Genomic DNA, 12,436 nt, shown 5'->3' with positions numbered 1-12,436 from the left:
TTGGTTCGTTGTAAGAGCCATCTAGCGCCAATTTTATAGGTCCAATCCCATGCCCCCCATTGAGCCGCCGCTGTCGTTTAACCCTGCGGGTATCGAACTGGACCGCCGCCAGGGCCTGACGCGCCAGCTCTATCAGGCCTTGCGCCAGCGGGTGCTGGACGGGCGCCTGGTCAGCGGCACCCGGCTACCGGCCAGCCGTGACCTGGCGGCGGCCTTGTCGATTTCTCGCAACAGCGTGGTACGTGCCTATGACCAGTTGTATGCCGAAGGTTTTATCGAAGGCCGTGTGGGCGATGGCACCTATGTCGCGCAATTGCCGCAAACCCCGACCGCCGGTAAAAAACTATCCACAAAAGTATCCACAGGGTTTTCAACAGGCTTATCCCCAGGGTTATCCACAAACTGGCTGGATTTGCCGGTGATTTCATCCGCGGAAGTTATCCACAGCGGCCCTTTGACGCGCATGGAAAACAATCATTTGGCCCTGCCGCCCAGTGGTCCGCCGCGTGCGTTTCGGGTGGGTGTACCGGCGTTCGACCTGTTCCCTTTTGAGATCTGGGCCAAGCTGAATGCGGCTTTCTGGCGCAAGCCCGACTTGCAGCAACTGTGTTACGGCGACCCGGCGGGAGAAGAACGCCTGCGGGGGCTGATCGCGGCTTATCTGCGCAGTTCACGGGGCCTGCAATGCACGGCTGAACAAATAGTGATCACCAGTGGCGCGCAACAGGCAATCAGCCTTTGTGCACAGCTGCTGGTGGAGCCGGGTGACGGCGTGGCGATCGAGAACCCCGGGTACCGAGCCGCCGGCCATGCCTTCGCTGTGGCAGGTGGCCGGCTGCACGGCGTGTCGGTGGACAGCGAGGGCATTGACTGCCGTGCCCTGAATGCCCTCGACAGTTGCCGCCTGGCTTACGTCACGCCGTCCCATCAATACCCCACTGGCGTGGTGATGAGCCTCGCCCGCCGCCTGGAATTGCTGGCTTGGGCCCAGCGCACGGGCGGCTGGATCGTCGAAGACGACTATGACGGCGAGTACCGTTATAGCGGCGCGCCCCTGGCACCTTTGGCTGCCCTGGACCGCAGTGGCCGAGTGTTGTACGTGGGCACGTTTGGCAAGGTGGCGTTCCCGGCACTGCGTCTGGGTTACCTGGTGTTGCCGACCGCGTTGGTGGAGGGGTTTGCCCGGCGCCGGGCGGTGGATGTGCGGCACTCTGAAGTCAGCACCCAGGCGGTAATGGCCGAATTCATGGCTGCCGGGCATTTCCAGCGGCATGTGCGGCGCATGCGCCGTGCGGCGTTGAGCCGACGCAATGTGCTGCTGGCGGGCTGGCCTGTGGATATTCCCGGTGTAGGCAGCCTGCCCGCGGTGGCGGCAGGGCTGCACTTGACCGTCTCGGTGGACAGTGTGGCGCGGGAGCGGCAACTGATTGAACAGGCCGCTGCGGCAGATGTGGAAATCAATGGCCTGAGCAGCTATTGGCTGCCGGACTCCAGCACCCCGCCGGACCAGCGCGCCGGCCTGGTGCTGGGGTTTGCCGCCGTACCCGAAGCGCAGATCAGCCTTGCGCTGAGCCGCTTGGCCCAGGCGTGGGGCTAGGCGCTTCGGGAGCCAGGAACAATCGCCTGGCCAGTTGCGGGCCGATTTCGCTGCGGTAAATTTCGATGCCGGCCTGTTCTGATGCGTCACCCCGGGACTCGAATGCGCCGCCCAGGCGGCGTTGTTCAAGGGTTTTCAGGTGCGCGGCGGTGTAGGCCTCTCCGACGGCGTCCATCGCGGCGTAGTGGAAATGCGCGTACCACAGAATCCGTTTGTTCTGTTTCTCGCGTATTTCGTACTCCTGCAGGAAGTCCTTGCGCGGGCCCTTGAGTCGGCTGCGGGTGCCGCTGAGTTCGATGGTGATCTCATTATCAGCGTACAGCAGTTGCAGATGCGCGGCGGTGGGCGGGCGTTTCTTGAGCATCTCCAGCTTGATCCGATGGCCTTCGCGGTAGAGCTTTTTCACCGCCTCGTCGAGTTGCCCGCTCAGGGCCGCGGAAGCGGTGTTGTCTGTCTCGTTGCTGGCCACCGAGGCCCGTTCAATCGCGCGGCTGGCCTCCTCAAGCTTTTCCGCGCGACGATGCACCTTTTCTTCGATTTCCACCGGCAGCCGCTGGCTCTCGCTCGCCAGGCCCTTGGTGCGCTCGATAAAGCGGTCGACGTCACCGAGCAAAGCCTGGCCATTTTTCATGCTCACCGCCAGCCCTGGCCGGCGAGCGCGGGCTGCCTGGGGATGTGGCGATTCGCGCTTGACCCAGACCCCCGGCGTTTTCTCATGGAAGGTGGCGATGACCTTTTGCGTGAGCGGCTCGCGTACATCCACCAGGCTTGGTTCATCGGGTCGTGGCTCGCCGACGACGACACCCTTGAAGCGGGTCTTGATGATTTTGCGCGCGGGCGGCTGATTGGAGGCCGAGGTGTGCGGCCGTGGCTCAAGTGCTTTGCGCTCGCGCAAGGCCGCCGCCAGTTGCTGCACGGTGCGTTGGGCGAATTCGTCGGTTTGCTGGCGCACTTCTTCCAGGGGCACGGTCAGTATCTGCCCCGGGTACTCCCCTGGCAGGTCGAGCAGGTCCTGATTGATCACGGCAAATTGGTCCACCAGCGTATCCAGGGCTTCGATGCGTTCGTGCAGCGTCGTGGTGCCCCGGGCTTCCTGCACCTCAATCGAGCTCTGGATGGTCAAGTCGGCTGCCTCGGCAATCCGGTTCAGGGCGCCCCTGGCATCGCTGTGGGCACCGGCTTCGCCTTCCTGCACACACAGGAAGCGTGAGATGGACACCCGAAACGCCTTGAGGTCGTCGAGTTGCACGCTGGGCATGTGTTGCCGGGTCTGTTCCACCAGCGTGAGGCCGTTAGGCCCGAGGTTTTGCAACTCCTTGAAACGTGAGTGCAGGTATTCCAGATGTTCCGCCAGTTGCCGGGTCATGCTGTCCAGGCGGCGATGTTCGGCGCTGGTGGGTGAGTCCTTTTCCAGCTGCGGGCCGAGGCTTTGCAGCAGGGCCTGAAAGTCGCCGATGTACTCGTCGATGGCGGCTCGGGTCAGCAGGATTTGCTGTTTGAGGTAAGTGATCATCCGTCCTGGGTAATCCGGCACGGTGTCCAGCAGGTTCAGCGACCTGAGCTGGCGGATGGGCACTTCATATTCCTCCCGGCGTTTTTGCAGCTTGGCGATAAAGTCGTCGCGCTCGACCTGTGCCGTGGCGGGTGGTGCGGCGCGGCTGGCGGCGCGGGCGACGTCCAGTTCGGCGGCTTTCTGGCCGCGTTGGCCTTCGAAGGTGTCCAGTTGTTCGCGCAGTTCGGCAATCCTTGGGGGCCGCAGGCGCTGGCCGCGTTTTAGCCGGCTGCGCAGGCCGCTGCCACGCAGGCGCAGGCGGGTGTCGATAAACCACTGGCCCTGACGGTTGTTGATCAGCAGAGGCCCGCGGCGGCTCGGTTGCGTGGGGTCAATGATGATCACGCTGTCGTTTTCATCCACCGTGACCTCAAACCAACGCTCTCCACCGGGGCGTACCAGTGGGTACCCAGCGGGTAGAGATGCTGGTGGGGGCCCGTCTCGTTATTCTGCGCGCCCAACCCTTGGGGCTTGGTCACGTCGAAGCTCTCGAGGGTTTTTCTCAGGCTCAGTGGCTTGCGCGTCAAGGCGGCGAGGGAATGGATGGGCGACTCATGGCCCAGGGGCAGTTCCGCGGTCTGGATATCGGCCTGCCGGGTCACGGTTACGCTGACGACCGGTGGCTTTTCTTCACGGGGCAGGGCTTTGCGGGGTGCCGGCTCCATGGGCGGTTTGCGCCGGTTGGCCATGTGCAGCACCAGGGCCATGCCCAGGTTGAGGAACACATCGGTCAAGGCCGACCATTGGGTGGTGCTGTCACCCACTTCATGGGCCTGGACGGCCTGGTCCAGGCCATCCATCAACTGGCCGATCCAGGCCGCCGTGCCCACGGTCTTGCCGAGGAAGGGCAGTGCGGCGTTGAAGATCAGCCATCCGGCGTGTTTGAAACTTTCCCAGCGCGCTTCGGCGTTAGACACCGATTGGCGGTCGGCCAGGGTTATCAGTGCCTGGGCGTTGGCGGTGAACAGGCTCGCCAGGTAATCGCCGCCCAGGACTTCATCGGTCAAGACAATCGGGCCGCTCATGACCACGGCGGTCAACGGTTCGATCAGCAGTTTGGTCAACACCCAGGGAGAGGCCAGGCTGCCGGGGAACACGAACTGGGCGTAGCCGAAACGTGCCGCGTCCGGTAGCCAGGCCAGCACCGCTTGGCGTAGCGGTGTGTCCTGTTTGATGGCGTAGATCAGGTTGGCTCGGGAGGCAAATTGCATCAATGGCGTGCTGGACATCGGCTGATAGAGCAGGCACGGGCCTGCCTTGGCATCCTGGGGGCCGATGACGAACATGTTGTCGACCTTGTCGGCCCTCTGCGTGATGCGCAGGGTGGGGACGAAGGCCAGCGGGCGTATCACAATCAGGTGGCCGTCGACACGCCGCTCCGCCACCGCGCTGGACATCACCGCGCAGATATAGCGGTAACCCAGTTCGTCCAGGCCGAACTGGCCGCGGATCTTGAGTTGCAGGGCCAGCAGCGGCAACTGGAGGCGCAGTTGGGCGATGTAGAGGGTTTGGCGGCGACCGGCTTGCACCGGGTCATCGAGCAGCACGCGTTTGACCAGGGCCGGGTATTGCTGGCCGACGTTCACCCGGCTGATCAGGCCTTCCAGGTAGCTGGCGGTCATCCATGTCGGCACGCTGTTGCCGTTTTCGTAGCTCACGGATTTGTCGCCCAGTGGCAAGGCGATCAGGTTTTGCAGGGCCAGTTCGACGAGGTCGAATGTCACGGTTTCCGTCTGTCCCGGCACGACGAACAACCCGGTGACCACCAGGCTGGTCACGGTAATTCTGATCTTCTGCACGTTGATCCGGGCGGCGTCGGGATGGTCCTTGAGCATTTGCTCGCGCAAGGCTTGCAGGGCGTAATCGCGGATCGGCGCAATGCCGTCCTGATAGCTCTGGCTGGCCTGGCGCGTGTTGAGTTGCGCCAGGTCCAGCAAGGCACGGCTGTACAGCGACAGGTCGGTAAGCGGGGCGTCCTTCAGCCACTTCGGCAGTGCCTGGCGCATCCATTCCAGCCCGGCCTGGTGGGGTGCTGGCAGTTGGTTGAAGTCCAGCAGGAAGTCCCGTTGCAGGGGATCTTCAGTCGCCTCGATCTGTGGGTCGATGACGTTGAACTGGTCAATGGCGTCGATCTGCATGCCGATCAGCACGCAGGCCTGGTGCTCGAAAAAATCGCCTTCCGGTTCGAACAATCTCCAGTGCAGTGGCAGGCCCTGCGGGTTGAGGGCGTGACCGCTCAGGGAATTGCCCAGTTCTTGCAAGCTGTCGAATTTGTCGTAACCGCTGCCCAGGTAGTAGGTGAGGATGATCGTCTGTTGCTCGTGGGTGCCGATCAGCACCGCGAAGCCGGTGAGGTTAAGGTGTTCGACCCGTTCGTTGCGGCTCACATCCACGTCCACCAGGTAGGTACGGGTGCGGTACTTGTCGTTGGGCAGGCGCAGGGCGTAATCGGGGTATTGGTACACCAGCTTGGCCATGGCGCGTTCGTCTTCGTCCCAGGTGCCTCCCTCCAGGTCCCAGATACTGCGCAGGGCAACGGCCAGTGCTTGCCAGTGGGTGCCGTTGGGGCCGTTGGTCTGGTTCCAGTAATCCAGCTGTTGTTCCTGGAACGCGATAAACAACAACGGTGCGAGTTCGTTGATCAGCCGGCCGATGGCATCGATGCGCACGGGCAGCTGAATATCCGGCCCGGTGTTGGAGCGGTAGGTCAGGTAGTGTTCACCGTCGAAGTAGGTGGCCTGGGTACGTGTCATCGCGTGTCGGGCCAATGCCCCGCTGAGCGGCTCATAGTGAGGCAGGCCGGGAAGAATCTCGCCGTCCCTGGCCAGCCACAACGGTGACACCACCACGGCAAGGTCAGGGTCGATGTCCAGTTGCGGATACAGCTCTTTCAAGGCCGGGCGCAACGCGTTGCAGGCGACATCGCGCAGGGTGGGGCCGGTGGTCAGCTGGGTAATCAGGGTGTTGGTGGTGAGGGGGCCATTGGGCGTGGGGGCGTCGGGCATGTGGGGCAATCCATCTAGACAAGGGATCGCCCCACAGTAGCCAGCCGCCCGGTGGCCCGGGCGGTAGTTAGTTAGCCGTTCAGGTGCCGGACTTGATCTTGGTCCAGGCTCGGGTCCTGGCGCGTTCTGCATCGCGGCCCAGCGGTTTCAAGGTGTAGAGCGTGGCCATCGCCGTTTCGGTGGGGTACAGGTTGGGGTTGCTGCGGATCGCCGGGTCGACCAGCGAGGTAGCATCCTGGTTGGGGTTGGGGTAGCCGACAAAATCACTGATGGGCGCGATCACGCCGGGTTGCAGCAGGTAGTTGATGAAGGTGTAGGCGTCCTCGGGGTTTTTCGCGCCCTTGGGAATCGCGAGCATGTCGAACCAGATCGGCGCGCCTTCTTTGGGCAGGCGCATGTCCACGACCACACCGTTCTTCGCCTCTTTGGCGCGGTTGGCCGCCTGGGAGAAACTGCCGGAATAACCGACTGCCACGCAGATGTCGCCGTTGGCGATGTCAGCCATGTATTTGGAGGAGTGGAAGTAGGTGATGTACGGGCGGATTTTCATCAGCAGGGCCTCGGCCTTTTCATAGTCCTTGGGGTTGCTGCTGTTGGGGTCCAGGCCCAGGTGTTGCAGGGCCAGGGGCAGGATCTCCGACGGCGAATCCAGCAGCGCTACCCCGCATTGCTTGAGCTTGCTGATGTTCTCGACGTTGAAGATCAGGTCCCAGCTGTCCACGGGGGCATTGGCCCCCAGCGCGGCCTTGACCTTGTCCGGGTTGAAGCCGATCAGGATGGTGCCGTACATGTAAGGCACGGCGAATTTATTGCCGGGGTCGTTGGCCTCGATCAGCTTCATCAGCTTGGGGTCGAGGTGGTTCCAGTTGGGCAGTTTGCTGCGGTCCAGTGGCTGGAACACCGAGGCTTCGATCTGTTTGGCCAGGAACACGTTGGACGGCACCACCACGTCATAGCCGGAGTTGCCGGTCAGCAGCTTGGCCTCCAGGGCCTCGTTGGTGTCGAAGATGTCGTAGACCAGCTTGACGCTGGGGTTCTGCGCCTTGAAATCTTCCAGGGCCTTGGGCGTGATGTAGTCGAACCAGTTGTAGACCCGCAGGGTTCTTTCTTCGGCGTGCGTGGCCCCGCTGAGCACGGCGGCGCAGAGGACAAGATGCTTGAGCCTGTTCATTGGACGAATCCCTCAAAACCTTCGAGAACGTTGACGGCATTGATGCCGATTTCTGCCACGGCGTAGCCGCCTTCCATCACGAACAGCGTCGGTTTGCCGAGGCGGGCGATTCGCGCACCCATCGCCAGGTAGTCGGGGCTGTCCAGTTTGAACTGGGAGATCGGGTCGTCCTTGAAGGTGTCGACGCCCAGCGACACCACAAGGATATCGGCGCCATAGCGTTCAATCTCCTCGCACGTCTGCTCGAGGGCGGCACTCCAACGGTCCCAGCCAGAACCTGCGGGCAGCGGGTAATTGAAGTTGAAACCTTCACCGGCGCCTTCGCCCAACTCGTCGGCGTAGCCCAGGAAGAACGGAAACTCCGCTTCCGGATGGCCATGGATCGAGGTGAACAGCACATCGCTGCGCTCGTAGAAAATCGACTGGGTACCGTTGCCGTGGTGGTAATCCACATCGAGGATCGCCACCTTTTTGTGGCCTTGGTCGAGAAACGCCTGGGCGGCGATGGCCGCGTTGTTCAGGTAGCAATATCCGCCCATCAAGTCGCTGGCGGCATGGTGCCCGGGCGGGCGGCACAGGGCGAAGGCACTGTGGGCGCCTTGTTGGATCGCCTGTTGCGCGGTGAGTGCGACTTGCGCTGCGCTGTAGGCCGCCTGCCAGGTACCGGCGGTGATCGGTGCGCCACCGTCGAAGCTGTAATAGCCAAGCTGGCCGTGCAGGCTGGTGGGGATGACTCGGCGCAAGGTGCGGGCGGGCCAGGTGTAGGGCAGCAAGTCTCCGTCCTGGCCGAACGCGGTCCAGCGTTGCCAGGCACCTTTGAAGAAGTCCAGGTACGCGGGGCTGTGAATACGTTGCAGCGGCGCCAGGCCAAAGTCCTCGGGTGCTTGCACCGGGCCCAGCTCGCGCTCCTTGACCCGTTGCAACACATGGTCGGCGCGGGAGGGCATTTCGAAACAGGGCATCAATTGCCCGTCCATCAACTCGCACCGGCCATGGTGCAGGTGGTGATCGTCCGAGTAGATCGTCAGCATATTGTTGTTCTCCGCAGGCTGAATCGGTGAGGTCCAGTCTTGCGGCGGGTGGGATTTATGAGAATGGCAGGAGCGGCCAAAAGGGGATAAATATGGCCAAAGTGTGTGACCGCAATTCGCCCCGAAATGGCGCGGCCACGCCCCAGCAAGTGGCTTCAGGGGCGGAACTGGCTGGGTGCTACGCCGCTCCAGCGCACAAAGGCGTGACGGAAACTCGCGGTTTCGCTGAAGCCCAGCGCCTCGGCAATTCGGTAAATGGGCAGTTCATCCTCGCCCAGCAACCGTTTGGCCCGCTCGAAGCGTAGCTCGTCCAGCAACTCCTGATAGCTGCAGCCCAAGTCATGCAGGTGCCGGCGTAGCGTGCGCGGGGAGCAGTTCATCTGCTCGGCCAGGCCGTCGAGGCCCGGCGCGGCGCTTAGTTGGCTGGCGAGCAGGTGGCGAATCTTGCCCAGCCAGGCCTGGCGCCCGGTGAACTCGGTGTTTTGCTTGCGGCAGCGCTCGGCCATGGCCTGGTGGGTGACGGCGTCGGCTAAAGGCAGGGGCTGGTCCAGCCAGTTTCGGTCGAAGGCAAACGCGTTGGCGGTGGCGCCGAATTGCAGCGGGCAGGCAAAGCTTTCGGCGTACCGCGCGCGGTAATCCGGGGCGTCGTGTTCAAAGCGCGCCCCCAGCAGCGGCAGGGCATGCCCCAGCAGGTCGTCGCAGATCACCTTCAACGAGGCCAGGCAGAGTTCGACGTTGAATATTTCCAGTGCCGGATTTTCCCGGTAATCCGCGGCGCTGAACCAGATGCGCGTGCCGTCTTCCTCCAGGTCCAGCTCGAAAAGTGTTCCCAGCAGCGCCGGATACCGCAGCGCCAGGCGCAAAGCGTCACCGAAGGTGGCACTGGTGAGCAGTGCGTAACCGAGCATGCCATAGGAAGAAACGTGCATTTGCCGGCCCAGCTCCAGGCCGATATCCCGGCGCAGGGCCACGGCGTTGGCGCACACGCGCATCTCCTGGTTGGTGGTGATGCGGGTGTCGGCGCGGCTCAAGTCCGCCGCGCAGATACCGCTGCCGGCCAGCAAGGCCTCGGCGGGTTGGCCTTCGGCCTTAAAGGTGCTGAGCACCAGCGAGACGGCGTTGAGGGTGGTGAGGTGGGAGTGCAGCATGGGTGCTTCCAGCCAGGGGATGGCTGGAAGAGGAGCAAGTTATATGCCGGTCAGCTCAGTTCGCCGCACAGGTCGAGTTCGACCAGGCGGCGGATTTCGGCGGTGTCCAGCCCGGCGCCGATCAAGGCATTGAGCTTGCCGAATACCGCTTCACGGGTCATCCCGCCACCCGACAACACGCCCACGCCCCGCAAGCGGCTACCGGCTTCGTACACATCCAGCTCCACACCGCCTTCATGGCATTGGGTGATTGCCACCACGACCACGCCGATATCCTGCGCGCGCTGGAGGCTGGCGAGGAACGGCGGGTTGTCGCTTGGCCCGGTGCCGCTGCCGAAGCATTCCAGCACCAGCGCCTGGATACCGCTGTCGATCAACGCGTCCAATTGCGCGGCGGCGATGCCCGGCACCAACGGCAGCACGCCCACATTGGCCAGCGCCTTGGCCTGGCGGTAATGCAGCGCCGCCGGAATCATGTCCGCCTTGGCCACGCCGCCGTTACGCTGCAACGCGGCAAACGGGTGGCGACCAAAGCTGCGAATTTTTGCGCAGCGGGTTGGGGCCATCAGCGCGCCGTGGAAATACAGTTGCACACCCGGCATCAGGCCTTCGCCCAGGGCTGCCAGCGCACCGCTGACGTTTTCCCAGGCATCACTGTCGGGCACGCCGGCCGGCAACATCGAGCCGGTAAACAGCACCGGTGCGGGCAGGCCCAGCAGTTGGAAACTCATGGCGGCCGCGCTGTAGGCCAGGGTGTCGGTGCCGTGCAGCACCAGTACGGCGTCGCAACCCTCGTCCACCGCCTCGATCACGGCGGCGCGCAGGCGCTGCCAGTAGGCGGGGGTCATGTTCGCACTGTCGATCAGCGGGGACATTTCCCTAAAGCGCCAGGCTGGCATATTCAGTTGGGCGAGGGCTTCGCTCATGCGCGCTTCAAAACCCGAAGCGGGGGCCAGGCCGTTGGCGCTGGCCTGCATGCCGATGGTGCCGCCGGTGTAGAGCACCATGACGTTGTTGGCTGGTTGCATTGAAGAATCTCCTGAACGAAAAACGCCGCCGGGCCCAGAGCATGCCCAAGGCCGGGCGGCGTGTCATCTATCTGGGTTTAGCGTTGCGCTTGAGCGTTCAGTTCTGCGGTCGCTTGAGCGGCTGGCTCAGGCTTCACCGGATTGGCCGGCCAGGCCTTGCGGTCCAGGTCCAGGTCCGGGAACTTGCTGGAATCAAACACCGGGGTCTTGATGCCCGCAGCACGCTGGCCGTCGTAGTCATTCAGGATGCGCATGGCGATCTTGAACAGGAACGCCAGGGCGAACAGGTTGACGAACGCCAGCATGGTCATGGTGATGTCGGCGAAGGCAAACACGGTGCTCAGGTTCTCGATGGAACCCCAGAAAATCAGCACCAGCACCAGCGCGCGGTAGCCCATCAGGACCTTGCGGTTGTCGCCCACGATGAAGCGCAGGTTGCTCTCGCCAAGGTAGTAGTTGTACATGATCGAGGTGAACACGAACAACGCCAGGGCCACCGAGATGAACATCCGGCCCCAGTCACCCACGACCGCCGCCAGGGAGTTCTGGGTCAGGGCAATGCCGTCGCCTTCAAAGCCCGGGGTATAGAAGCCCGAGAGCAGGATCAGCAGCGCGGTGCAGGTGCAGATCACGAAGGTGTCGAGGAACACGCTGAACGCTTGCACCACGCCTTGGGCGATCGGGTGTTCAACCGAAGCGACTGCCGCCACGTTAGGCGCACTGCCCAGGCCGGCTTCGTTGGCGAACACGCCGCGTTTCACGCCCATGATGATCGCGCTGCCCACCAGGCCACCGAAGGCTTGGTCGAGGCCGAAGGCGCTCTTGACGATGGTCGCGAGCATGGCCGGCACGTGGTCGAATTGCAGCACGATCACGTACAGGGTCACTGCGATGTAGACCAGGGTCTTGACCGGCACCAGCAGGTCGGCGATCGAGGCGATACGCTTGATCCCGCCGATGAACACCAGGCCCAGCAGCACGGCCAGGGCCAGGCCGGTGTAGGTGGTGTCGAGGCCAAATGCATTGTTCAGTGAGTGGGTTACAGCGTGGGCTTGCAGGCCGTTGAAGGCGAAGCCGAAAGTCACCAGCAGCAGGAACGCCATTACCATGCCCAGCCAGCGTTTGTGCAGGCCGTGCTGGATGTAATACGCCGGGCCGCCACGGTAGGTGCCTTCAGCGTCGGTGCGCTTGTAGAGCTGGCCGAGGGAGCACTCGATAAAGCTCGAAGACATGCCCACCAGTGCGGTGACCCACATCCAGAATACGGCGCCCGGGCCACCCAGGGTCACGGCAATGCCGACGCCTGCGATGTTACCGGCACCCACGCGCCCGGCGAGGCTGAGCATCAGCGCCTGGAACGAGCTGAGCTGGCCGGCGCTGCTTTTCAGGCTGTCGCGAAACACCGAAAACATGTGGAAAAAGTGACGCAACTGAACGAAACGCGAGCGGATCGTGAAGTAACCACCGAGCCCGACAATGAGCACGATCAATACTTTCCCTGAGAGGAAGTCGTTGATGACTTCTAGCATGGAGTGTTCCTCGCTGATTTTTCTAATGGCAAACGCAGGACGGTCCGACGCATCGCTCGGCACCAGGCAGTGCACGACGCTTCGCCCCAATCCTTTTGCGGGTGTTGTTATTCATGCGGTTTCGCGCTTCCAGGGTCTCGTTACCGACAACCGCTGACGCGAAGAGGGGCGGCACTATACCTAGGAGTGTGTGATCCGTCTGCACGAGGCGATTAAAGGTTTCAGCCAGGGCGTTACGGGCAAGGCGGTTTTGTGGGGCGATCTTGGCGTTTTTATTGGCATCATTTCGCAACCTTGAGGCAAAAAAAAGGGCCTGAAGAACGAGCCTTCAGGCCCTCAAAAGGTGAGAGGTGTCTAGTCCCTCAACCTGGTGAG

General features: G+C 62.9%; 8 protein-coding genes. 1 reads left to right on the top strand and 7 read right to left on the bottom strand.

Features of this window, described 5'->3' with window-relative positions; all coding sequences use genetic code 11:
• The first annotated feature begins 49 nt into the window (after window positions 1-49).
• A complete protein-coding gene (locus tag D109_RS0110050) occupies window positions 50-1,597 on the top strand; it encodes a PLP-dependent aminotransferase family protein (RefSeq protein WP_017476766.1) in 1,548 nt (515 codons plus the stop codon).
• Here D109_RS0110050 and D109_RS1000000134880 read toward each other — a convergent pair.
• The 7 genes from D109_RS1000000134880 to D109_RS0110020 form a co-directional block, all read right to left on the bottom strand.
• Complete coding sequence (locus D109_RS1000000134880) at window positions 1,557-3,512, bottom strand: hypothetical protein (RefSeq protein WP_256219486.1); 1,956 nt, start codon at window positions 3,510-3,512, stop codon at window positions 1,557-1,559. The two genes, D109_RS0110050 and D109_RS1000000134880, sit on opposite strands and share 41 nt — an antisense overlap.
• Window positions 3,491-6,154, bottom strand: a complete 2,664-nt coding sequence (locus D109_RS1000000134875; protein ID WP_256219485.1) for a dermonecrotic toxin domain-containing protein — start codon at window positions 6,152-6,154, stop codon at window positions 3,491-3,493. Before D109_RS1000000134875 ends, D109_RS1000000134880 begins: the two co-directional genes overlap by 22 nt.
• Window positions 6,155-6,233: 79 nt before the next feature.
• The gene (locus D109_RS0110040) at window positions 6,234-7,325 is read right to left on the bottom strand and encodes a polyamine ABC transporter substrate-binding protein (RefSeq protein WP_017476765.1); all 1,092 of its coding nucleotides are present in this window, start codon (window positions 7,323-7,325) and stop codon (window positions 6,234-6,236) included.
• Window positions 7,322-8,356, bottom strand: a complete 1,035-nt coding sequence (locus tag D109_RS0110035; protein WP_017476764.1) for a histone deacetylase family protein — start codon at window positions 8,354-8,356, stop codon at window positions 7,322-7,324. The genes D109_RS0110040 and D109_RS0110035 overlap by 4 nt, the downstream gene beginning before the upstream one ends.
• Window positions 8,357-8,511: 155 nt before the next feature.
• Window positions 8,512-9,504 (bottom strand): AraC family transcriptional regulator, encoded by a 993-nt coding sequence (locus tag D109_RS0110030; RefSeq protein ID WP_017476763.1) that lies wholly within the window; start codon window positions 9,502-9,504, stop codon window positions 8,512-8,514.
• Between the two features lie 50 nt (window positions 9,505-9,554).
• Window positions 9,555-10,532, bottom strand: a complete 978-nt coding sequence (locus D109_RS0110025) for an asparaginase (protein ID WP_017476762.1) — start codon at window positions 10,530-10,532, stop codon at window positions 9,555-9,557.
• A gap of 77 nt (window positions 10,533-10,609) precedes the next feature.
• A complete protein-coding gene (locus tag D109_RS0110020; RefSeq protein WP_003213417.1) occupies window positions 10,610-12,061 on the bottom strand; it encodes a sodium:alanine symporter family protein in 1,452 nt (483 codons plus the stop codon).
• Window positions 12,062-12,436: the final 375 nt, after the last annotated feature.

This window comes from Pseudomonas sp. PAMC 26793, assembly GCF_000313235.1.
Taxonomy (GTDB): Bacteria; Pseudomonadota; Gammaproteobacteria; order Pseudomonadales; family Pseudomonadaceae; genus Aquipseudomonas; species Aquipseudomonas yamanorum.
This window is presented reverse-complemented; position numbering and strand designations above follow the sequence as displayed.